The organism is Mycobacterium colombiense CECT 3035 (genome assembly GCF_002105755.1).
Lineage (GTDB): Bacteria > Actinomycetota > Actinomycetes > Mycobacteriales > Mycobacteriaceae > Mycobacterium > Mycobacterium colombiense.
This window is the reverse complement of sequence record NZ_CP020821.1, coordinates 4,199,293-4,222,127: the sequence shown is the minus strand read 5'-3', so window position 1 is coordinate 4,222,127 and position 22,835 is coordinate 4,199,293. Positions and strand designations below refer to the sequence as shown.

Below are 22,835 nucleotides of genomic sequence, written 5' to 3'. Positions count from 1 at the left end.
GGTGACGAGTGAAGATTCCCGGCGTTTCCAGCGTCGTCGCTGGTGTAGCTGGCGGAGCCGCGCAGGTGGTGCGGGCCGGTGTCTCCACCGCGGCCGGCGCCGCGGGCGCGCTGCAGACGTTGGCCAGCCCGGTAACCGAACTCGCCGGCCCGGTGATCCAGACCGTCGCCCAGACGACGGGACGCGCGATCGGGTTGGAGGGTTCGTCCGACAGCTCCCGCGGCGCCGTCCTGCCGCCGGTGCGCTGGCACAGCGGGCACCGCGTGCATTTGGACCTGGATCCCCTCCTTCCGTTCCCACGCTGGCATGAGTACGCGCCCGCCGTGGAAGAGCCGGTGCGCCGCATCCCGGGTGTGACCAAGGCGCACGTCGAGGGCTCGCTGGGCCGCCTCGTGGTCGAATTGTCCGAGGACGCGGACAACGACGCGGTGCTCGACGAGGTGCGCGCCACAGTGTCCTCGATCGCCTCCGACATCACCTGGTCCACGTCGGAGTCGCCGCCGCTGTCCGCCCCGTTCGCCGATCCCGGCAACCCGCTGGCGATTCTGGTGCCCCTCACCGCGGCGGCGATGGATATCGTCGCGATGGGGGCCGCGGTCACCGGTTGGGTGACCCGCCTGCCCGCCGCGCCGCAGACCACCCGCGCCGCGGCCGCGCTGATCAATCACCAACCGCGCATGGTCTCGATCCTGGAGGGCCGGCTGGGCCGGGTGGGCACCGACATCGCCTTGGCCGCGACGACGGCCGCCGCCCACGGTCTGACCCAGTCGTTCGGCACCCCGATGCTCGACCTGACGCAGCGCACCCTGCAGGTCTCCGAGGCGTCGGCGCACCGGCGCGTATGGCGCGACCGCGAGCCGCAGCTCGCCTCCCCCGACCGGCCGCAGGCGCCGGTGGTCCCGGTCATCTCCTCGGCCAAGTCGGAGGTGCCCCGGCACAGCTGGGCTGCGGCGGCCGCCGGTGAGGCCTCCCACGTCGTCGTCGGCGGAACGATCGACGCCGCGATGGACAAGGCCAAGGGCTCGATGGCCGGGCCGGTGGAAAGCTATGTCGATTCCGCGGCCAACGGCTCGCTGATCGCCGCGGTCAGCGCGCTGGTCGCCGGCGGCGGCACCGAGGACGCGGCCGCCGCCATCGAGGCCGGGGTGCCCCGCGCCGCGCACATGGGCCGCCAGGCGTTCGCCGCGATTCTGGGTCGCGGGCTTGCCAATTCCGGGCAACTGGTCCTCGACCCGGGCGCCCTGCGCCGCCTGGACCGGGTGAAGGTGGTCGTCATCGACGGCGCCGCGCTGCGCGGCGATCATCGCGCGGTCCTGCACGTCCGCGGAGACGCTCCCGGCTGGGACGACGACCGGGTTTACGAGGTGGCCGACGCGCTGCTGCACGGCGAGGAGGCGCCCGAGCCCGACCCGGATGAATTGCCCGCGACCGGCGCACGACTGAAATGGGTTCGCAAGCAAGGATCGTCGGCGACGCCGGCGCAGGGCCTGGAAAGCGCCGACCTGATCGTCGACGGCGAATGCGTCGGCAGCGTCGACGTGGGCTGGGAGGTCGACCCCTACGCGATTCCGCTGTTCCAGACCGCCAACCGCACCGGCGCGCGCGTGGTGTTGCGTCACGTCGCGGGCACCGAGGACCTCACCGCCAGCGTCAGCACCACGCACCCGCCCGGCACGCCGCTGCTCAACGTGGTCCGGGAGCTGCGGGCCGACCGCGGACCGGTGCTGCTGATCACCGCGCTGCATCGGGACTTCGCCTCGACCGACACCCTGGCCGCGCTCGCGATCGCCGACGTCGGTGTGGCGCTTGATGATCCGCGCGCCGCGACGGCATGGACCGCGGACATCATCACCGGCACCGACCTGGCCGACGCGGTGCGGATCCTGTCGGCGATTCCGGTGGCCCGGTCGGCCAGCGAGTCGGCCGTGCACCTGGCGCAGGGCGGCACCACGCTGGCCGGGCTGTTGCTGGTCACCGGTGAGCAGGAGGCAGGCACCAGCCCGGTGAGCTTCCGGCGCTGGCTCAACCCGGTCAACGCCGCCGCGGCCACCGCGCTGCTGGCCGGAACCTTCTCCGCCACCCGGGTGCTCCGGCTGCCCGACCCCACTCCGCAACCGCTGACCGCCTGGCACGCGCTGGATCCCGAGATCGTGTACTCGAGGCTGGCCGGTGGCGCGCGGCCGATAGCAGTCGAAACCGAGCCGTCCTGGCGGCGCCGTCTCGACGACCTGTCCTACAGCCCGGCGCTGGAACCCCTGCGCAAGCCCCTGCAGAGCGTGGTCCGGCTGGCGTCGGCCACCCGGACCGAACTCGCCGACCCGCTGACTCCCATCCTGGCCGTCGGCGCGGCGGCGTCGGCGATCGTCGGCAGCAACGTCGACGCGCTGCTGGTGGCCGGCGTCATGACCGTCAACGCGATAACCGGTGGGGCACAACGGCTGCGGGCCGAGTCCGCCGCGGCCGAGCTGTTCGCCGAACAGGACCAGCTGGTGCGCCGGGTGGTCGTCCCGGCCGTGGCGACCACGCGCCGCCGGCTCGAGGCGGCGCGGCACGCCACTCGCACCGCAACCGTGTCCGCGAAGTCGCTGCGGCCCGGCGACGTCATCGATTTGGCCGCCCCCGAGGTGGTCCCGGCCGACGCCCGCCTGCTGGTCGCCGAGGACCTCGAGGTCGACGAGTCCCTGCTGACCGGCGAGTCGCTTCCGGTGGACAAACAGGTGGACCCCGTCGCCGTCAACGACCCCGACCGGGCCAGCATGCTGTTCGAGGGCAGCACGATCGTCGCCGGGCATGCCCGCGCGATCGTCGTCGCCACCGGGGTCGGCACCGCCGCGCATCGCGCGATCTCGGCGGTGGCCGACGTCGAGACGGCGGCCGGGATCCAAGCCCGGCTGCGGGAATTGACCAGCAAGGTGCTGCCACTGACGCTGGCGGGCGGCGCGACGGTGTCGGCGCTGGCGCTGCTGCGCCGCGCGCCGCTGCGCCAGGCCGTGGCCGACGGCGTCGCGATCGCGGTGGCCGCCGTGCCCGAGGGCCTGCCGCTGGTGGCCACCCTGTCACAGCTCTCGGCCGCCCAGCGGCTGACCGCGCGCGGGCCCTGGTCCGCGCGCCGCGGACCATCGAGGCGCTCGGCCGCGTCGACACGATCTGCTTCGACAAGACCGGCACGCTCACCGAGAACCGGCTGCGCGTGGTGTGCGCGGTGCCCGACGACATCGACCCGCACGAGCCCTTCCCGAAGCTGACCGACCCGGAGTCGGCCGGCCTGCTACGGGCCGCCGCGCGCGCGTCCGCTCAGCCGCAGGAAGGCCAGGGGCACGCGCACGCCACCGACGAGGCGATCCTGACCGCGGCGAGTTCACTTAACGGCCAAGGCGATTCGGACTGGAAGATGCTCGCGGAGGTGCCGTTCGAGTCCAGCCGCGGCTTCGCGGCCGCGATCGGCACGGTGGGCCACGACAACGGCCACCCCGCCGACATGCCGGTCCTGGTCCTCAAGGGAGCACCCGAGGTCATCCTGCCGCGCTGCAAGTTCGCCGACCCGCAAGCCGACCAGGAGCGGGCCGAGGCGGTGGTGCACGGCCTGGCCGAACAGGGCCTGCGGGTGCTGGCCGTGGCGCAGCGCGGCTGGAAGCACGAGACCGACGACGACGACACCGACGCCGACGCCGTGGACGCCGCAGCGCAGAACCTCGAACTGCTCGGCTACGTCGGCCTGGCCGACACGGCCCGGGCATCGGCGCGCCCGCTGATCGAGGCGTTGGTGGACGCCGAGCGCAACGTGGTGCTGATCACCGGCGATCACCCGATCACCGCCCGGGCGATCGCCCGTCAGCTGGGCCTGCCCGAGGACGCGCGGGTGGTCACCGGCGCCGAGCTCGCCGGCCTCGACGAGGACGCGTGCGCCCGGCTGGTGGCCGACGTGCAGGTGTTCGCCCGGGTGAGCCCGGAGCAGAAGGTGCAGATCGTGGCCGCCCTGCAGCGCTGCGGGCGGGTGACCGCGATGGTCGGTGACGGCGCCAACGACGCCGCCGCCATCCGGATGGCCGACGTCGGCATCGGGGTGAGCGGTCGCGGGTCGTCGGCCGCCCGCGGCGCCGCCGACATCGTGTTGACCGACGAGGATCTAGGCGTGCTGATGGACGCCCTGGTCGAGGGCCGCAGCATGTGGGGCGGGGTCCGGGACGCCGTCACGATCCTGGTCGGCGGCAACGTGGGCGAGGTGCTGTTCACCATCATCGGGACCGCCCTCGGCCAAGGCCGCGCACCGGTGGGGACGCGTCAGCTGCTGCTGGTCAACCTGCTCACCGACATGTTCCCCGCCCTCGCGGTCGCGGTCACGTCGCAGTACGTCGAGCCCGACGAAGCCGAGTACGAATCCGCCGAGGCCGCCGACGAGGCGCGCCGCCTGCACCGCCGCGCGGTGCTCACCGGCCCCACGCCCTCACTCGACGCCCCGCTGATGCGCCAGATCGTGACCCGCGGCGCCGTCACCGCCGCGGGAGCGACCGCCGCCTGGGCCATCGGGCGCTGGACGCCGGGCACCGAACGTCGCACGGCGACAATGGGTTTGACCGCGCTCGTGACGACGCAGCTGGCACAGACGCTGCTGACCCGCCGGCACAGCCCGCTCGTGGTGGCCACCGCCCTGGGCAGCGCCGGCGTGCTGGTCGGCATCGTGCAGACGCCGGTGCTCAGTCAGTTCTTCGGGTGCACGCCGCTGGGGCCGGTGGCCTGGTCGGGTGTGCTGGGTTCGACGGCCGGCGCCACGGCCATCTCGGCGTTGGCGCCCAACTGGCTGGCCAAGCAGGTCGCCGCCCTGGAGCCCGGCGAGGAGTGAGCAGTCAGCCGGGCAGTTGCTTGCGCAGCACCTTGCCGGTGGGATTGCGCGGGATGCTGTCGACCACGTTGATGTCGCGGGGCTGTTCGAAGCGCGAGACCCGGCCCTTCAGGTACTCGCGCAGCTCGGCCTCGTCGATCTCGCCGCCCGGCTGCGCGACCACGAACGCCGCCAGGCGCTGACCGAACCGGTCGTCGGGGACGCCGATGACCACGTTGTCGGCGATGGCGGGGTGCTGGGCCAGCGCGTTCTCGACCGCACGCGGATACACGTTCTCGCCGCCGGAGATGATCATGTCGTCTTCGCGGCCGACGATGAAGAGCCGGCCCGCGTTGTCCAGATAGCCCATGTCGCCGGTGCTGGTCATGCCGTCGATGACGGCTTTCGCCGCGCCATCGGTATAGCCCTCGCTGGTCAACTCGCCGCCGACGAAGATCCGCCCGGTGACCCGCGGGCCGACCGGCTTGTCGTTCTTGTTGAAGATCCGCACCGGGCACCCGACGACGGGCCTTCCGACGGTTTCGGGGGCTTCGCGCAGGTCCGCCGGCGTGGCCAGCGCACCGATGCCGACTTCGGTGGAGCCGTAGCCGTTGTAGAGGATGTCGCCGTAGGCGTCCATGAACCGCTGGCCCAAGGTGGGGTCGAGGCGGTCGCCGCTGGAGATCACCGTGCGCAAGTAGGGCAGCGGGTTTCGCGCACGCACCTGCTCGGGCAGCTCCAGGATTCGCGCGAGCACGACCGGCACCGCGGTGAAGGCGTCGGCGCGGTGCAGCGACGCCTGCGCCAGCGCGGCCTCGGCGTCGAACTCACGGCGCGTCAGGACGGTGCCCCCTAGCGCGGTGGTGAGCATCAGCATGCCCAGCCCCAGCCCGTGAAACATCGGCATCGCCACCGAAACCCGCGAACCGGTGCGCAGCCGGGTGCGATCCAGAATCGTCACCCACACGCCCACCGCGGAGCGCATCTGCGGGGTGCGCGGCACACCCTTGGGTTTGCCGGTGGTGCCCGAGGTCAGCAGCACAATGCGGCCGGGGGTGGCGACGTCCGGGCGGGCGCCCCGTCGGTGCCGACCGTCGCCGGGTCGACCGTGGCGACCGCCTCGTCCGCGCTCCGCACCCGCTCGGCGAATTCGCCGTCGGCGACCACTGTCGAAATGTGGTGGGCCTGGATCGCGGCCGCCAGCGCATCGCTGCGGAACTCCGTGCTCATCGGCACGACGTCGGCGCCCAGCAGGGCCGCGGCGAAAACGCCCGCCACGAAACCTCGCCCGTTGCGGCACATCACGCCGACCGCCTGCCCGGGCGCAACTCCGTCGGCGGCCAGCCGCCGCGCCAGCGACTCGGTCACGTCCCGCAGCTGGCGGTAGGTCAGCGCGCCGTCGTCGTCGACGATCGCCGTCCGGTCGGGCCACCGTGCGGTGGTGACCGCCAGCAGCGTGTAGGGATTGGTGCCGCCCCGGCGTGCCTCGCGCAGGAGCCGGAGACCCGCGAGCGGGGCCGGCGGCGTGAGCAGACCCGAGCGCAGCAGGGCCCGGGCGGCGGTGGTGACCACGCGGTCATTCGTCATCGTCGGCCTCGTCGGGGTCGGGCTGGCTCAAGAATCGGCGATGCCACAGCCGCGCGGCGTAGTCAGCCGGCCCGGCCAGCAGCACCGAGGCCAGCTCGGCCGGCAGCACCCAGGGCGGCGCGATGGTGCGCGGCCGCTCGATGATCGCCTTGGCGATGGCGTCGGCGGCCTCGTCCGGCGACAGCCCGGGAAGGCTGCCCAGCAGCGGGGTGGGCGCGATCATCCTGGTGCGCACCAGCGCGAAGTAGACGGTGGTGACATCGACGCCGTCGGTGTGCAGTTCGGGGGCGACGCTGCGCAGCCACCGGTCGAAGGCGCCCTTGGACGCCTGGTAGGCACCCCATTGCGGACCCGGCGCCACCCGCACGCCGACACTCGACACGTTCACGATCTGCCCGGAGCCGTTGGCGCGCATGGCCGGCAGCAGCCCGAGCAGCAGCCGCACCGGCCCCAGGTAGTTGATGTCGATGGTGCGCTGAAAGTCGTGCGGCCGGTCGTACTGCTCATGCAGCGAGCGGCGTAATGACTTGCCGGCGTTGCTCACCACGATGTCGAGCGGGCCGTGCTCCTCGGTGATCTGCTTGGTCAGGGTGTTCACCGCGGATTCGTCGGTGAGGTCGGCCGGGTAGGCGACCGCGCGACCCCCGCCGGCATTGATCGACGCCGTGAGGTCACAGAGCCGTTCCTCGGACCGGGCGACCACCAGGACGGTCGCCCCCGCGGCGGCCAGGCTGCGCGCGGTCGCCTCGCCGATTCCGTAGGAGGCTCCGGTCACCAGGACGGTCTTGCCGAGGACGGCGCCGCGCAACTTGTCGGGGTCCGAGACCCGCGCCGGATTGGCCACGTGGTCCGTGACCGCGTTCAGGGCCTGCGCTATTGCGTTCAACTTCGCTGCCGCATTCACTCGAGCCGCCTTGCCGGGGTCGGCGCTTGCTTCACCGTGCCCCCGACTCAAACTACAAGTAGCAGACCACATTGCAGTCCGGGCTCGCGCTCCACCCCGGCCGAGACGGCTGCCGGGGGTCCCCAGGCCACGAGTGCGCGCACGCGGGCCGAGCGCCCGCGCCGGATGCTCGCCGCGCGCAACCAATCTCAGCCCGTCCGCATCAGCGGCGGTTATTTTATGAGAACACAGTAATTTCGGTGTTTCCTGTGTTTAACGGGCGTGTCGGCTGGGCACAATGGCGGCATGATTGCGCGTCAATTACTTCGTTCCCTCGGTTCAGCAGCAGTTCTCGCAGCGTCGGGCATGGCCGTGTCGGCCTTGTCCACTTCCGTTATCCCGTCGGCCTCGGCCCAGTGTCCGGACGTGCAAGTGGTGTTCGCCCGCGGCACCGGCGAAGCCCCGGGTGTCGGCCCCACCGGTCAGGCCTTCGTCGACGCGCTACACCAGCGCGTCGGTGGGCGGTCCTTTGACGTGTATCCGGTCAACTACCCCGCCAGTGACCAATGGGATACCGGCATCGACGGCATCAGAGACGCGGGCGCCCACATCAATTCGATGGCCCACGACTGCCCCAACACCAAGATGGTGCTCGGCGGCTACTCGCAGGGCGCGGCCGTGATGGGGTTCGTCACCTCGGCGTCGGTGCCCGACGGCATCGACCCCAACACCGTTCCCAAGCCGCTGTCCCCCGACGTCGCCAGCCACGTCTCCTCGGTCGTGCTGTTCGGCATGCCCAACGTGCGGGCGATGAACTTCCTCAACGAGCCCCCCGTGGTTATCGGCCCGCTCTACCAAGACAAGACGGTCAAGGTGTGCGCCACCGAGGACCCGGTGTGCTCCGACGGGATGAACTTCGCGGCGCACGACACGTACGCCGACGACGGCGCGATGATCGACAAAGGCGTCGCCTTCGCCTCCAGCCACCTCGGCTCCGGCGGGCCCGGCGCACAGTCGGTCGCGTCGCCGCACGGCAGCTTCGGGGAGTAACGGCCCGACCGGGATTCCTGGCTACTCCCTGATGAAGCCCTTGTTGCGCATCAGGGCGTCGGCCAGGAATCCGTCGTGCGGAACGTGCGGCGCGTGCCACCACGTCGGGTGGTGTCCGCAGTAGACGTTGCCAACGGTCGGCTCGGCGATGAGGTCGTCGATCAGCGTCTCGTCGCCGGTGATCGCGGTGACGACGAGCGAATGCCGCAACGGCCGCACCCCGTCCTCGCGCGTCCAGCCCGACACCCACACACACGGGAAGGGCAGTTCGAGGTTGAGCCTGTCCGCGTCGGGTCCGGCCAGCAGATGGACGGCGGGCCGCAGCGCGGCGTAGCCGTCCCCGAGATCGGCGACCACCTGATCGGCGCCGAGCAGCGGGGTCGACCCGGCGGCCTTGGCCGCCAAGAAGTTAGCCAGGGCGCGCGCCTTCTCGACGGGCTGGGTGGGCAGGCTCGCCCGCTCGTCGTCGGTGGGCAGCGGCTCGATGGTCGCCAGTCGCTCGGCGATCGCCCTGGCCAGGGCGGCGGGATCGCCCTCGTAGAGCACCGCGGTGGTGTTGACGCACGCCATGCCGCCGTGGTTGGCGATCGAGTCGACGATGACGTCAAGGTGGTCGCGCCAGTCGCGGTCGGCGGTGAGCACGATCTTGGTGCGTCCCGGTCCGTTCACGATCACCGCCGGATCGCCGGCGTACTTGTCGACCACGTCCTGGCCGCCGTACACCATCGCGAGGTCGGCGGACCGGATGATCTCGTCAGCCCCGGCATGGTCGGTGGGCAGATATGCAGCGTCCTCGGCGCGAAACCCGGCCTGCCGCAACGCACACACCAGCCGATGCGCCGTCAGCGGCTCGCGCCGCGAGGGGCGCACCGCGACCCGGTAGCCGAGCGCCAGCGCCTGGGGCCACAGCCCGTGCACACCGGGACCGTTTCCGGCCGCGTGCACGGCGAACACCTCGCCGCGGCGCACCCACACCGCGCCGCCCGCGCGGGTGCGCTCCTCACGCCAGTCCAGCGTCGCGCCCACCGGCTGCGCTGGCCGCACCGCATCGAACGCGCCGGCGACCGCGTCGGCCACGCCGCGCGCGCCGGCGCGGGTGATCGCGATCGGCATGCCCGAAATACGGCCGGCCAGCCCGACATACGCCTCGAAATCCAGGCCGGCGATCACGCCGCTGCCGAAGATGTCGGCCGCCCGGGCCAGCGCGGCCGCGCGCTGGGCGATCGGCAGCGGTGCGGCCTTGCGTTGCGCCCCGAGCGTGCGCGAAACGTAGAGCGGCGGAACCATGCTGAGCTCCGCGACGGCGGCGCCCGCGGTGGTGGTGATCACCTGGCGGTTGCGGGTCCGGTATTCGCCATCCGCGCCGAGCGCGTCCAGCGCCACCAAACCCGTTGCGGTGCTGTCAGTTTTGCCCGCCACGCTCAGTACACGCCTTCGATGACGGCCTCACCCTCGAAGGTGGACACCGGTCGCACCTCGCTGACCGAGTCGCTGAGCTCGCCCGCCGGCCCGGGCCTCCTGATCGCCAGGTCGCGCTCCAGGTTGTTCGGAATGAACATGCCCTTGCTGACATGGTTCATCACCACCTGCCCCGGCCGCCCGTACGGCACCCGTTCCCCGGTGTCGGGATCGACCACCCAGAACACCACGTACGGGGTGCGCGGGTCGAAGACGAACGCGTCGCCGTCGACGGTCCGGGTGACCGCCTGCGACAGCACCATGGTGCTGCCGAACGCCATGGTGATCGTGGTCGCCGGGAAGATGCCGCGCAGCAGGTCGAGGGTGTCGGCATCGACATGCGCGCCGCTGAGCAACAGGTAGCGGATCTTGGCGTTGATCAGGTCGACCACCCGGTCGTCGCGGGCCATCGCCTCCAGCAGCGGCGGGGTGGTGTGCAGGTTGGCGACGTTCTGGGTCTGCAGCACGAAGACGGCCTGCTCGACGACATGGTCGACGTAGGCCGCCACGTCGGCGGCCGCGCCACGGGCGGCGATCTTCTTGACCCAGCGGGGATCGATGTCGATCGCGTGGAAGGCCGCGCCGAGCCGCTGCGACACCAGCCGGGAGAAGTAGCCGACGCCGTGCGGCCCGCTCGGCATCAGGCAGAGGAACCCCTGGCCCTGCCGGAAGCCGCCCGTGGCGAAGTCCTCGGTCTGCCATTCGATGACCTGCGCGACCCAATCCGGAAGCTGCGCAGTGCGTTTCGGCGCGCCGGTGGTGCCGCCGGATTCGAAGATCTGGGGCACCGGCGGCGCGGCCCCCTCGGTCAGGTAGCCGCGTGGAATGAGGTCCTCCACTGGGACGCTGCGCAATTCGTTGACCAGATTGGGAAACAGCCGCAGATCGGCGAAGGTGTTGACGTCGGTCAGCGGGTTGAAGTCCAGCGTGCGGGCGGTTCGCAGCCAGAACGGCGAACCGGTGTCGGCGCCGAAGTGCCAGGCGATCGCGGCGCGCAGATAGGCGTCGGCATCCTCGACCGGCGCTGCCCGCGGGACGTCCAACAACGAGAAGTCGGCTTCGGCCATGCCCTCGATCCTGTCCCATCGTGGACCGATACGCCAAGGACGCCGGGCACCCTGTCATGTCGCTCTGTCGCTTTATCGCCTTATTTCACAGGGAGTTTCATCGGCGTGCACGTGGCGTTCAGGGCAATGCCGGTTTGCGGCGGTAGCCGAGCGGGCCTAGCTGCCGAGCAGGGCGGTGATCGCCTCGTTGAAGCGCGGGTAGATGTCGTCATAGGTGCCGTCACGCTCGGCGTACCGGAACATCTTGACGCGCTCTACCACGATCTCCTTGGCGTCCGGCTGCGTCTGCAGCAGCGTCATCGTCTCGGTGATGTAGTCCTCCAGCGGCATCGCGCGGGGGTCGAATCCCCGCTCGCCCTGCAGGGCGGTCTGCACGTGCGGCGGGATGATCTCGATCACCTGCACGGAGGTGTCGCGCAGCTGGAATCGCAGCGATTCGGTGTAGGAGTGCAGCGCCGCCTTGGCGGCACAGTAGGTCGGGGTGAGCGCGCTGGGCATGAAGGCCAGCCCGGACGTCACGTTGAGGATCGTGGCGTGGGGCTTGCGCAGCAGCGCCGGCAGCAGGGCCGAGGTCAGCCGGAGGGGGCCCAGCAGGTTGATGGCGATGCTCTGTTCGGCCAGGCCGATGTTGCTGCCGGTCAGGTCCTCGACGCGCTGGATCCCCGCGTTGTTGACCAGCACATTGAGGTCCGGGTAGTGGTCGGTCAGCTCGGTGGCGAATCGCCGGATGTCGGCGGGGTCGCCCTGGTCGAGCGACAGCGTCCGCATGCCCGGGTTGGCCTCGGCCACCGCCCGCAGATGCTCGCCGCGCCGGGCGGCGATGATCACCTGGTTGCCCAACCGGTGGAAAGACTCGGCCAGGCCGCGGCCGATGCCGCTGCCGCCGCCGGTGACCAGGACGGTATTGCCGGTCATCTGCATCGCGGTTCTCCTTCGGGTCGCCCAGCCATCGGCTCGCTCGACCGGCCATTCGGCCGACGTAGCGGAATGCCCCAATGCGGAGCCGGCTAACCACGATGCCCTATGCGCCCGCGCGGTGTCACGACAACCGCGACGGCCGGCAAATCTCCTTACGCGGCCGGGCGGTTGTGCAGCCGGCGCGGGTCGACGCCCGCGCGCTGCCACGCCTTGGCCGCCCAGCTGGTGTAGAGCACCCGGACGGGCAGCCGGTTGAGCAGCGGGTTGAGCGCCCGGATCGCCGCGGCGACGCGCTGAAAGCGCTTTTCCTTCTTGGCGTCCCACTCCAGCTGGCACACCTCGCGCATCTGGGGTGGCAGCGTGCCGACCACGACCAGGCGGGTGTAGGCGTTCAGCGGCGCCGACAGGATCTTCCACACCGGCTTGGGGATCCGGCGCGGTCCCGGGATGCCCTTGCGGATGTAGCCGGTGCCGTAGAGCACGGTCTTGTGCGGGACGAACCGGTCGAGCATCTCGTCCCAGTAGGCCAGGAAGTCGTCGTAGGTCTGCGGCTGCCCGCGGTCGCTGACGCCGTACAGGCGGTACCAGAGCTTGCCCTCGTTGAAGATCTGTTCCTTCTCCGCGCGCGACAGCCGGCGGATGAACGTGTCGGTGTTGTAGATGACCTGGTCGACGAAGCTGGCGTGCGCCCAGTAGAACAGCTCCGGATTCAACGCGTGATACCTCGAGCCGTCGCTGATGGTTCCCTTGATCGTCTTGTGGAAGTCGCGCACCTTGCGGCCCCACTCGTGGGGCTCGTCGGAGTAGACGGTGTTCATCAGGGGCGGCGCGGTCCGCTTGGCGCGGCCCAGCGTGTCGCTGAAGATGACAGAGTGGTCCAGCACGCCCTGGGCCAGCTGTTCGATGCAGTTCTCCACCCCGGCGGTGCGCTGGAATCCGAAGAGCTGAGTCCGGTTGTCCCCGTAGAACTTCCAGATCAACGAATCCGGGCCCAGCCGCGGTGCGGCGTCGGCCACGTCGTCGTCGATGGGCATCGGCATCGCCTCGCGAACGCCGCTGTCGAACCGTGACCCCGCGGTCAACTCGTCGTGCTGGGCGGTCATGCCCACCTCCTCGTCGCACCGGACGCGGCCTGCGCCCCGCCGAACGTTGTGAACCACTGACACAAAGTCGTATCTTTGTTTCAGAGCCTAGCAATCGCGCGCCGTCGTTGCACAGCCGGGGGCGGATCCCGGCACCGAAATGTCGGCAGTGACCCGGCCGAGGAGTTGATACGATGCCGCCAATCATGCAGTCCGAACCGGGCTCTGCCTCCGCTTCCGGCACCGCCGATGCGCTCACCGATCTCGATCGCACGATCTTGGACACGGCGCGCAGCGTGTTCGAGACCTACGGCGTGCGCCGCGCCAACATCGACGACGTCGCCGCCCGGGCCGGGGTCAGCCGCAGCACCATCTACCGTCGCTTCCCCACCAAGGAGAACCTGTTCGCCGAGGTGGTGCGGCGCGAGGCCGGCCTCTTCTTCAGCACCCTGGACCGGGCGACAACGGGCTGCGACCCACAACAGGCGGTGATCGAGGCGTTCGCACTCGGCGTCCGCCTGGTGCAGGACTCGCCGCTGTATTCGCGGATCGCCGAAAGCGAACCCGAGCTGTTCGGCATGTTCTCCCGCTCGCAGGCCTTCCCGATCCGCCAGTTCGCCGACGGCATCGCCCACACCCTGCGGCGGTGCGGCGCCGACCTGGCCGAGCGCGACCTGGACAACATCGCCGACATCCTGCTTCGCGTCGCGCTCGGCATCATCGTCTTTCCCACCGACCGGCTCGACATCTCGGACCCGGCCGCGGTGCGCGCGTACGCCGCGCGCTATCTGGTTCCGATCATCGGCGGGCCCGTCAACGGCCCTGGAATTGTCGGGACCCTGCACTAGCCTTAAGCCGTGGCTGGGAGTTCTGCGGCTCCGCGGACCCGGTACGCCAGTTGCGGTGAGATCGACATCGCCTATCAGGTCTTCGGCGATGGGCCGATGGACCTGCTGGTGTTGCCGGGCCCGCTGATCCCGATCGACTGCGTCGACCTCGAGCCCTCGATGTACCGCTTTCATCGCCGGCTCGCGTCGTTCTGCCGGGTGATCCGCTTCGATCAGCGCGGGATCGGGCTGTCGTCCCGGGTTCCGCCGGAGATGCTCGGCCCCGAATCGTGGGCGCAGGATGCGCTCGCGGTCATGAACGCGGTCGGTTGCGAGCGGGCCACCGTCTTCGCCCCGGGCTTCACCACGCTGGCCGGTGTGGTCCTGGCCGCCGAACACTCCGACCGGGTGAACAGCCTCGTCATCGCCAACGGCGCGGCGCGCACGCTGCGGGGGCCCGACTACCCCATCGGCGCCGAGCTCGACGACGCCGATCGATTCACGTCGATCGGCATGGAGCCGGACGCCGTCGAGCAGGGCTTCGACATGCTCGGCATCATCGCGCCCTCGGTGGCGGAGGACGCCGCGTTTCGCTCGTGGTGGGACATAGCCGGCAACCGGGCGGCGTCGCCGAGCATGGCGCGCGCGTTCATCAACAAGGTCAGGGAGGGCGACGTCCGCGACCGGCTGCCACGCGTGGCCGTGCCGACCCTGATCCTGCATCGCGACAACCCCGACTTCAGCCCCGTCCAGCACGCGCACTACCTCGCCGAGCGCATCGCCGGATCGCACCTCGTCGAACTGCCCGGCGAGGACGCTCTGTACTGGGTCGGCGACACCGCGCCGATGCTCGACGAAATCGAAGAGTTCATCACCGGGGTGCGTGGCGGCTCCGACGCCGAGCGGTTGCTCACCACGATCATGTTCACCGACATCGTCGGCTCCACCGAGCGCGCCGCGGCGCTGGGCGATCACCGGTGGCGCGACCTGCTGGACAACCACGACAGGATCGTGCGCCACGAGCTACAGCGCTTCTCCGGCCGCGAAGTCAACACGGCCGGGGACGGATTCGTCGCGACCTTCAGCAGCCCGAGCGCGGCGATCGCCTGCGCCGACGCCATCGTGGATGCCGTTCGCGTGCTGGGCATCGAGGTGCGGGTCGGCATTCACGCCGGCGAAGTCGAGGTGCGCGGCGCGGACGTCGCGGGCATGGCCGTCCACATCGGCGCGCGGGTGGCCGCACTCGCCGGGCCCAGCGAGGTACTGGTGTCGTCGACGCTGCGCGACATCGTCACCGGCTCGCGGCACAGGTTCGGCGACCGCGGCGAGGCCGCGCTCAAGGGTGTGCCCGGTTACTGGCGGCTGTACGCCCTGGCGCGCGAGCATGCCGTCGCCCGCCGGTAACCCGGCGGACAATTCGCAGCGGTCGAAGCGTCAGGGGCCTCGGCGTAGGCTGCGGGCGGGGATTCACCGGAGCCGAGGCTTCGCGGCTTTCCCTTCGATTTCCGGCGTCTGGCTTGGCATTTGATCGAAGGAGTACGCATGACCGACGTGCACATCTCGCTGCCTCCCGCGCTCCGGCGAGCGCTGGACCTGCTCATCGACCCGCCGGTCGATCCCGACGTGAGCCGGGGTTATCTCGACCTGCTCGGCACCGGGGCCGGCCAGGACGGCGCCGTCGAGGAGAACACCGGCCCGATCCAGGCGGCGTGGGCGTCACCGATCGGGTCGATGCTCTACGACAACGCCCAGGCGCTTTCGCGGCGCTGGATCAGCGCCTTGCAGCTGCCGCTGGAGTGGTTGGACGTTCCGCAGGGCGGCGTCGCGCTGGACGTCGGCTCGGGCCCGGGCAACGTCACCGCGTCGCTGGCGCGTGCCGCCGGCCCGGACGGGCTGGGCCTCGGGGTCGATATCTCCGAACCGATGCTTGCCCGCGCCGTGCGCAATGAGGCCGGGCCGCAGGTCGGTTTCATCAAGGCCGATGCGCAACGACTCCCCCTGCGCGACAAGACTATTGACGTTGCGGTGTCGACCGCGGTGCTACAGTTGGTACCGGATCCGGCGGCCGCCCTCGCCGAGATCGCGCGCGTGCTGCGGCCCGGCGGCAAGCTGGCCGTCATGGTCCCGACCGCCGGTCGGTTGGCCCGGTACTGGCGGCTGCTGCCGAATGTCGGTGCGCACGCGTTCGACGACGACGAAATCGGCGATGTCTTGGAGGACAACGGTTTTGCCAGCGTGCGAGTGAAGAACCTCGGCACGTTCCAGTGGGTGCGCGCCAAGAAGGGCTGACGTCGGCCCACCTCAGTCCGGCGACTGCGCGAGCAGGGCGAGCCGGTCCATCGACTCGCGCAACATGTCGGCCGTCGTCGCGCGGGCTCGCTCGAGGCGGGTGGGGTCGGCCAGCTCGGTCCAGTCGTAGGTGTGGGTCACCGTGGTGAGCTCGGCGTTGACCGGGCTGAGCTCCCAGCGCCACAGGTGGCCCGGCGGCTGCTTGTTGGGTTCGGCTGGGCGCCAAGCGATCTTGCTACCCTCGACGAATTCGGTGACGTGGTTCTCCCGCACTGCCCCATTGGTCAGCGTGGTCTTGAAGACGTCGCCGACCCGGTGAACGCGCTGGCCGGCGGCGGACGACGCCAGGTTGTTGTTGCCGTCCCAGCTCGGCTGGCGCGACGGGTCGGCGATCAGTTCGAAAATCCGGGCGGCGTTGGCCGACATCACACGGGTGGCACTCACGACGCGTTCGAGTTCCGTATCGGACATGGTGCTATCCAAACACGCCGGGCCGCTGGCTGCGCTGGTGACTTTGGGCCGGGCCGTTGAGGACCTTTGGCCATCGCCGCGCCCGGCGCCCGCGTGCGACGGTGGACGCGCCGGGGCAACCCGGTGGTCTGTCCGAAGCGCAGAGAGCCTAGTCCGGGCTCCGACCAAGTGAGCCACCGCAAGGGCCTGCTTGACCCACCGTCACACCACGGGTTCTGCCTTCGGACAGACCTTCAAGCTCCCGCCGCTCACCCCATCCTGGGCAGCGCCTCGACGGGCCCGGACAGCGCGGCCTTGACGTAGCGGGTGTCGTCGTCGGCCAGCACCTCGGTGTCGCCCGCCTCGATGCCGTCGACGATCGCGCGCGCCACCTGCCGCGGGTCGTTCTTGGGCGCGTCGAAGCCGGTGGTCATCTCGGTGTCGGTGAAGCTGAGGTGCGCGGCGACCACCAGGGTGCCCTGCTTCTCGAGCTCGAGCCGCAGCGAATTCGTCGTCGACCACAGCGCGGCCTTGGAGTCGCCGTACCCGCCGGACCCGGGCATCCAGGACAGGATGGAGGCGACGTCGACCAGTGCCCCGCCGCCGTTGTCGGCCAGGATGGGGGCGAACGCCTTGGCCACGCGCAGCGCGCCGAAGTAGTTCGTCTCGAAGACCGCCCGGACCTCGTCGATGTCGCTGGCGAGCAGGCTCCGGGCGCCGAGCACGCCGGCGTTGTTGATGACGATGTCGGCGTCCGACGCCCTGGCCGCCAGCGCTGCGACCGAAGCCGGGTCGGTGACCTCCAATTCGATGCTGACCACACGCGGGTCCTGACTGGGCTGTGGCGCCCGCGCGGTGGCGTACACCTTGGCCGCGCCGCGTTCCAACAACTCCGCCACGATGGCCTTGCCGAGCCCGCGCTGCCCACCGGTGACCACCACCGTCGACCCCTTGACGTTGACCATGATCCTGCTCCTTTGACTTAGGCAAAATTACTTTGCTTACGTCAAGCTAGTTGAACTGCGTGACATAGTCAATTAGTATTTGTCTATGTCATCGTCGTGGGTTGCGTCACAGCGATACGGGTGCGCCCCAGCGCCCGGCGGCCTGGCCCTGGTGCAGGACTTCCTGAACACGAGGGCCATCGGCGGGTACGGGCCGGACCTGTTGGCCGACCCGAAGCTGGCCGGCGACTGGGCGGCGGGCGCGGTGCGGGCCTGGTCGGCGGCGCGCGGCGCGGACCTGCCACCACCGGAGCTGGGCGACGCGGACCTGGTCAAACTTCGCGCCGTGCGGGCCATCGTCGAGCGGCTGGTGGACGGCGAACCAACCGGCGGGCGCGGTCCCGGCGGCGTTGCGGCCTCGTTCGCGCTGTCCGCGGCCGGCGAGGTGCGGCTGGATCCCGCCGGCGGCGGCTGGCGCTGGCTGGCGTCGGCGCTGTGGGGCGAGATCCTGTTGAGCCAGCACGCCGGCACGTGGCGGCGAATCAAGCGTTGCCACAACCACCGGTGCGGGTCGACGTTCTACGACCGCTCGAAAAACAACAGCGGGGTCTGGCACGACGTCAAAACCTGCGGCAACGCCGTCAATCTGCGGGCGTCCCGGGCCCGGCGGCGCGAACGCGCTCGCGCGCAGGCCTCAGCCGTTTCGCCAGAGCAGGCGGTACCGGTAGTAGAGCCCCCGCCGGATGCGGGCACCCGGTAGGACGTCTTCGGCTGTCCGCCGGATCTCGGCCAGGCTCTCGCGGGGATCGGCAACGGCGACGCCGATGTTGCGGGTCTCCCGGTGCAGCCTCGACCCGACGCGCACCGCCGGCAAACACAGGCCGGCCCACACCCAGTCGGCGACACTCGTGTTGGCGGACAACCCGACCACCGCCAATTCCCCCGCGGGGCGCAGCATGTGGCGTGCCTTCCACAGCGTGTCGCGCAGCGGCAGATGGTGCAGGCTGGCGACGAAGGTGATGAGATCGAACGCACGCTCGGCCTGCTGGAGATCCTCGAAGCGCCGCCGTTCCACCGAGGCGTTCCCAAGCGCCCGCAGTCGCTGGGAGGCGCGCAGCACCGCTGCCGCGTCGGCGTCGATCCCCACGACGCTGCGTGACACCGCGGCTAGCCGCGCGGCCAGCAACCCCTCCCCGCATCCGACGTCCAGGACGTCACCGCGGTGCCGGGACGCGAGGTCGACCAGCCAGGGGTGATAGGCGGTGTTGTGGTTCCAGTAGTCCTCGTGCTTCGCGTAGTCAGCCACCGTCGGCCCAGTCGTACCTCAGCAGCGTTCGGCGCCCTTGGGCATCAGGCGCGGACCCGGGTTCACCGGTCGCCGCCCGCTTCTGAACACCGCGTGTACTACATCGAAGGCCCGCGTCTTCAGAGGCGCGACCACGTCGAAAGTGGCGGGAGCCTGGCCAACCCAGGCCGGAAGTGTTGCCACGATGTTTTCCTTTGTTCTTTCGGCATTTACGCGCCGACTCATTCAATTGCACCCCAGCCGTTTTACGGGGGCGCCGCGCCGCGGTAAACGCCACGAAAAGCCGCTTTGTGGTGTACGGCACATCCGCGGCGCAACGAAAGCAACGCAACAGTGCGTCTAGTGAAAACCCTTGAACCTGCGCAGATAACCGGGCAATCGGTGTGCCGGTAACGCCTTCGGCCAGTCATCGGGACGGAAATAAGCGTCGGTACCGCCGTCCACGAATACTACACTGCCGCACAGGAAATCGGCGGCGTCGGACAGCATGAAGCACATCCAGTCCGCCATGTGCCCTGCGTCACCGAAGCCGCCCACCGGGACGGGGAAGGACCGTACGGCCTTGGCCTGCCGCGGATCCGACAACTGCTCCTGCAGAAGCGGTGTCATGATCGCGCCGGGCGACAGCGCGTTCAATCGCACGCCCGCCCCGGCCCACTCCGGAAGCACCGCGTGCCGGCGCACCCAACGGCTGACCGCGATCTTGGACGCCCCGTACATCATCGAGGGCGCCGCCGGCCCCAACAACCGCACCGTGCGCACCGCTTTGTCGGCATCGTGGGCAAGCAACGCTTTGACCGCGCGGCGCGGCACCGCGGGTATGGTGGTGGTCGAATTACTGCCGATGACAACGACTTTCGCGCGGTCCGCGGCGGCCAGCGCGGCACGCCAGGCGACGAGCAGTTCGACGACCCCGAAGTAATTCACCGCGGCGATCTTGCGGATGCGATCGCGGCCCGGACTGGGGCCCAGGCCGGCCGCCAGGACGGCACCGTCGAGCCTGTTACCCGAGAGCTCGAGGACGCGGCCCGCGGCCGCCGTGCGCCCATCGGGCGTCGACAAGTCGGCGACCACGTCGGCGTCCTTGATGTCGACGCCGATGATGCTGTGCCCGTTGTCCCGAAGACGCCGGGCGGTCTCGCGGCCCATCCCGGATGCCGACCCGGTAATGGCATAGGTCCCCATTGACTCCTCCGTTCTCAGGGCAGTATGCCCGGGCGACGGGCCGCTCCGACGGGCTCGGCCCACCCAGTGGTCACACTGCTAAGTTGCCAGGATGCACGACCAGACGCCCTGCATCGATTTCAGCCAGCTCGAGTCGGTGTACGCGCCGCTGGCCGAGTCGGTCCGCCGGCTCCTCGACATCAGCATCCGCACCGAGGCCGGGCCGACGGCCGTGGCGGCGGCGATAGCCAGAATCGACAGCGCGGCCGACGAATTGAGCGATGCCCTGCTGCCCGGGCCGTTCGGTGTGCACCGAGCCCCCGACGGCCAGACCGTCGCGTGGGGCAACGCCGTGGTGGGCCTGCGGAACCCGGTCGCGCCGCCACTGGTCATCCATCACGATCCCGACGGCCTGGTGTGGTCGGAGTTCGTGCTGGGCGCCGCCTACGAGGGGCCGCCGGGCACCGTTCACGGCGGGGTGTGCGCCCTGGTGCTCGATCACGTGCTCGGCGCGACGGCCCACCAGCCCGACAAGCCCGCCTACACCGGCACCCTGACCTTGCGGTACCGGCGTCCCACGGCGCTGGGCCGGCGCCTGCGGGCGGAGGCCCGCGTCGACCGCGTCGATGGTGTCAAGATCTTCGCGGTCGGCCACCTGGCCGACGAGGACGGCGTCACGGTGGAGGCCGAGGGCGTGTTCATCCACCCCAAGGACGCGCGGGCCTGACCGTCGCCGCGCCGCGGGCGGGTCAGCTCGCCGCCGCGGCCTTCTCGACGTCGAGCAACTGCTCGCCGCGCCGTTCCTCGTCGTAGGCCTTGCGTCCGCCGCGCAACCCGAACAGTCGTTTCGAGACCAGCAGGTAGATCACCGCGGCGACGTTGATGCTGAAGGTCACCACCCGGGTCATCGTGATGCCCTTGGCCAGGTCGTGGACCTCGAGCGGCAAGAAGACCGAGGTGGCGATCACCGCGAAGTATTCGCCCCAGCGCTTCAGCAACCACAGGCCCACCCCCTCGACCACCTCGAGCAGGGCGTAGCCGGCCAGCATCAGGGTGAGCAGGGCCAGGGTGGAAGGCTTGGCGGCCAACGCCTTTTCCAGTTCGTGCACGATGGTCATCTGGTCGACCTTGAAGCCGGCGGTCCGAAAGATCGGCAGGTCGCGGTCGAGGGTGGCCTGGATCGCGCCACGCGCGCCGCGGAACTTCCACACCGCGTAGGCCGCCAACGCAATCACCACCGCCCGGAACAATCGCTCCACAGCCAGGATGCGGATGATGATGGCCTGCCGTAAGGCCTTGCCGCGCATGATCATCGGAGCGTCCTCGGCGCGGCCGCGGCCGTGCGGCTCGCCGACGGTGAATTCGCCGCACCGCAGGCAGCGCCACACTTCGCCCAGCCCGGTCCTGCCGCTCAACCGGTCGGCGAGGGACTTGTCGTCGGGTGCATAGGTGACGTGGCCGGCGACGGCGCAGGTGACCAGCTCCCACCGGTTGTGGCGGTGTTGTTTCCCCATGGCCGGATCATTCATGGCGGGCGGTCGGCCACGCAAGGGGGCGCGCACGATGCGCGTCAGAAGCGTGGGCTGCTGCGCGCGCGCCGGGCGGTCCGAGGCACCGACCCGAGGAGACCGGTGAGCTCGGCGACCTCGATCTCATCCAGCCGCCCCACCGCGCGGACGATGTCGTCGCGCAGCGGCTCGTCGCAGAAGGGTTCGGCGAGCCAGCCGAACTTGTCCACGACGCGTTCCCAGGACATCGGACGGGTGGGCGATCCCTCGTAATCCGACTGCTCGCGGCTGAATTCCCGGCCGTCGTCGGCGATCACGTGGACGCGCGCCGCCGTGCGTTGCGGATAGCCGGCGGTCAGATCGTCGGCCGGCCTGACCTCCACGCGCGTCAACAGGTCCTGGACGTCGCTGCGCAGCACACGTTCGTTCTCGAGCTGTTCGGGGCCCACACCGCCGTCGAGGAGGGCTACGGCGGTCAGGTACTTGAGGTTGTAATCGGCCTGCTCTTTGGTGATCGGATGTGCTTTGTCGCCGTAGGCGCCGCCGCCGGCGAAGTCGTACGCCCCCTGGAACACCTCGAGGACCACCCCAGCGACATCCGCACCGCGCAAGCCGTTCTCGGTCCGAACGGCCAGGACCGCGTCGATCACGACCTGGCCGTGGATGAGTGAGCAGTACTGCTTCAGGTAGGTCTGCTCCACGCAGCGCAGGCTTCGATCACCGGTGTGCAGATCGATGGGTTGGTCGAACAGCTGCACCAACCCGTGTGGGCCCTCGAACAGCGACTTGGGCCCGGTGATGCCGCGCGCGGCGAGCATCGTCGTGTACACGGCGCGCATGCCGGTGATCGCCGGCGAGATGCCCTTCCAGTTCGACACCGGTTCGGCATGGACCGTCGCCAGCGAGACGTTGTCGGCGGCCGCGGCGGCGATGGCGTTCGCGGTCTGCTCGGCGCTGAGCCCCAGCAGCTTCGCGCTGCCCGCCGCGACCGACATCGACAGCTGCAGCGCGTGGTTGAGCCCGCGCGCCATCACGGGAACCTGTGCGCTGAAACGGCATTGGATCTCGTAGGCGACCGCCAGCGTCAGCAGGAAGTCGGCCCCGCCCGCGCCGGTGTGCTCCGCCACGGCCAGCAAGGCCCCGAGGTTGTCGGCGGGATGGCACAGGCCGCCCACGGTCAGATACGTGTCGAGCAGATCGGGATAGCGCACCAGCACCGCATTGAAGAACGCCGCCTGGTCGACGGAAGCCCGCCCGCCGCCGACCAGGGTGGCCGTGGGCGCGCCACCGAACTCGGCGGTGTGGTCACGCATCGTCGGGACGAGTTCCCCGTCCAGCGAACCGACGGCGCACGCCAGGCTGTCGAGCACGTTGCGTTTCATCAGTGCGCGCGGCTGCCCACTCAGATCCGCCTGCCGTGCGCCCACGACGAATTCGGCCAGCTCGTCCACAACGTAGTTATGTGCCACCACTTTTCGCCTCC

General features: G+C 70.4%; 17 protein-coding genes and 2 pseudogenes. 7 read left to right on the top strand and 12 right to left on the bottom strand.

The genetic code is table 11. The features are described from left to right. Positions 1-8: 8 nt before the first annotated feature. Positions 9-4,840 (top strand): annotated as a pseudogene (locus tag B9D87_RS19820) (cation-translocating P-type ATPase). Between the two features lie 4 nt (positions 4,841-4,844). Here the strand turns inward: B9D87_RS19820 and B9D87_RS19815 are convergent. Together B9D87_RS19815 and B9D87_RS19810 are read right to left on the bottom strand one after the other, a co-directional pair. Continuing rightward, positions 4,845-6,406: pseudogene (locus tag B9D87_RS19815) on the bottom strand (AMP-binding protein). Beyond that, positions 6,396-7,292 carry an SDR family NAD(P)-dependent oxidoreductase gene (locus tag B9D87_RS19810; protein ID WP_007769515.1) on the bottom strand — a complete coding sequence of 299 codons (897 nt, stop codon included), beginning with the start codon at positions 7,290-7,292 and terminating at the stop codon, positions 6,396-6,398. The pseudogene B9D87_RS19815 and the gene B9D87_RS19810 overlap by 11 nt, the downstream one beginning before the upstream one ends. Positions 7,293-7,595: 303 nt before the next feature. Between B9D87_RS19810 and B9D87_RS19805 the strand changes: the two genes are divergently transcribed. Beyond that, positions 7,596-8,339, top strand: a complete 744-nt coding sequence (locus tag B9D87_RS19805; RefSeq protein ID WP_040629507.1) for a cutinase family protein — start codon at positions 7,596-7,598, stop codon at positions 8,337-8,339. Between the two features lie 21 nt (positions 8,340-8,360). Here B9D87_RS19805 and B9D87_RS19800 read toward each other — a convergent pair whose 3' ends face one another. The 4 genes from B9D87_RS19800 to B9D87_RS19785 form a co-directional block, all read right to left on the bottom strand. After that, positions 8,361-9,725, bottom strand: coding sequence for an aldehyde dehydrogenase family protein (locus tag B9D87_RS19800; RefSeq protein ID WP_040629607.1), 1,365 nt, complete (start codon positions 9,723-9,725; stop codon positions 8,361-8,363). Between the two features lie 35 nt (positions 9,726-9,760). Beyond that, positions 9,761-10,864 (bottom strand): acyl-CoA synthetase family protein, encoded by a 1,104-nt coding sequence (locus B9D87_RS19795; RefSeq protein ID WP_007769522.1) that lies wholly within the window; start codon positions 10,862-10,864, stop codon positions 9,761-9,763. Positions 10,865-11,020: 156 nt separating this feature from the next. Beyond that, positions 11,021-11,785, bottom strand: coding sequence for an SDR family oxidoreductase (locus tag B9D87_RS19790; RefSeq protein WP_007769524.1), 765 nt, complete (start codon positions 11,783-11,785; stop codon positions 11,021-11,023). 149 nt (positions 11,786-11,934) lie between these two features. Continuing rightward, on the bottom strand, positions 11,935-12,885 hold the full coding sequence (locus B9D87_RS19785; protein ID WP_007769527.1) for an oxygenase MpaB family protein: 951 nt from the start codon (positions 12,883-12,885) through the stop codon (positions 11,935-11,937). Positions 12,886-13,070: 185 nt separating this feature from the next. Here B9D87_RS19785 and B9D87_RS19780 point away from each other — a divergent pair, with 185 nt between their 5' ends. The 3 genes from B9D87_RS19780 to B9D87_RS19770 all read left to right on the top strand — a co-directional run bounded on the left by B9D87_RS19780 (position 13,071) and on the right by B9D87_RS19770 (position 15,980). Continuing rightward, positions 13,071-13,712, top strand: coding sequence for a TetR/AcrR family transcriptional regulator (locus B9D87_RS19780; RefSeq protein ID WP_052002422.1), 642 nt, complete (start codon positions 13,071-13,073; stop codon positions 13,710-13,712). Between the two features lie 9 nt (positions 13,713-13,721). Then, a complete protein-coding gene (lipJ, locus tag B9D87_RS19775; protein WP_040629509.1) occupies positions 13,722-15,095 on the top strand; it encodes a bifunctional lipase/adenylate cyclase LipJ in 1,374 nt (457 codons plus the stop codon). A gap of 138 nt (positions 15,096-15,233) precedes the next feature. Beyond that, positions 15,234-15,980 (top strand): class I SAM-dependent methyltransferase, encoded by a 747-nt coding sequence (locus B9D87_RS19770; protein ID WP_007769532.1) that lies wholly within the window; start codon positions 15,234-15,236, stop codon positions 15,978-15,980. A 12-nt stretch (positions 15,981-15,992) separates the two neighbouring features. Here B9D87_RS19770 and B9D87_RS19765 read toward each other — a convergent pair whose 3' ends face one another. Further along, positions 15,993-16,451, bottom strand: a complete 459-nt coding sequence (locus B9D87_RS19765) for an SRPBCC family protein (RefSeq protein WP_007769534.1) — start codon at positions 16,449-16,451, stop codon at positions 15,993-15,995. 248 nt (positions 16,452-16,699) lie between these two features. Next, complete coding sequence (locus tag B9D87_RS19760) at positions 16,700-17,395, bottom strand: SDR family oxidoreductase (RefSeq protein ID WP_007769536.1); 696 nt, start codon at positions 17,393-17,395, stop codon at positions 16,700-16,702. A 148-nt stretch (positions 17,396-17,543) separates the two neighbouring features. Here B9D87_RS19760 and B9D87_RS19755 point away from each other — a divergent pair, with 148 nt between their 5' ends. Further along, positions 17,544-18,134 carry a CGNR zinc finger domain-containing protein gene (locus B9D87_RS19755; RefSeq protein WP_052002424.1) on the top strand — a complete coding sequence of 197 codons (591 nt, stop codon included), beginning with the start codon at positions 17,544-17,546 and terminating at the stop codon, positions 18,132-18,134. Here the strand turns inward: B9D87_RS19755 and B9D87_RS19750 are convergent. Together B9D87_RS19750 and B9D87_RS19745 are read right to left on the bottom strand one after the other, a co-directional pair. After that, the gene (locus B9D87_RS19750; RefSeq protein ID WP_007769540.1) at positions 18,069-18,680 is read right to left on the bottom strand and encodes a class I SAM-dependent methyltransferase; all 612 of its coding nucleotides are present in this window, start codon (positions 18,678-18,680) and stop codon (positions 18,069-18,071) included. The two genes, B9D87_RS19755 and B9D87_RS19750, sit on opposite strands and share 66 nt — an antisense overlap. Positions 18,681-19,019: 339 nt before the next feature. After that, a complete protein-coding gene (locus B9D87_RS19745; protein ID WP_007769543.1) occupies positions 19,020-19,865 on the bottom strand; it encodes an SDR family oxidoreductase in 846 nt (281 codons plus the stop codon). Positions 19,866-19,956: 91 nt separating this feature from the next. On the opposite strand from B9D87_RS19745, the gene B9D87_RS19740 reads away from it, so the two are divergent. Further along, on the top strand, positions 19,957-20,571 hold the full coding sequence (locus B9D87_RS19740) for a PaaI family thioesterase (RefSeq protein WP_007769545.1): 615 nt from the start codon (positions 19,957-19,959) through the stop codon (positions 20,569-20,571). Positions 20,572-20,593: 22 nt separating this feature from the next. Here B9D87_RS19740 and B9D87_RS19735 read toward each other — a convergent pair whose 3' ends face one another. Together B9D87_RS19735 and B9D87_RS19730 are read right to left on the bottom strand one after the other, a co-directional pair. After that, positions 20,594-21,358: a DUF2127 domain-containing protein gene (locus B9D87_RS19735; protein WP_007769548.1), complete on the bottom strand. Its 765-nt coding sequence runs from the start codon at positions 21,356-21,358 to the stop codon at positions 20,594-20,596. 56 nt (positions 21,359-21,414) lie between these two features. Then, a complete protein-coding gene (locus B9D87_RS19730; protein ID WP_007769551.1) occupies positions 21,415-22,803 on the bottom strand; it encodes an MmgE/PrpD family protein in 1,389 nt (462 codons plus the stop codon). Positions 22,804-22,835 lie beyond the last annotated feature (32 nt).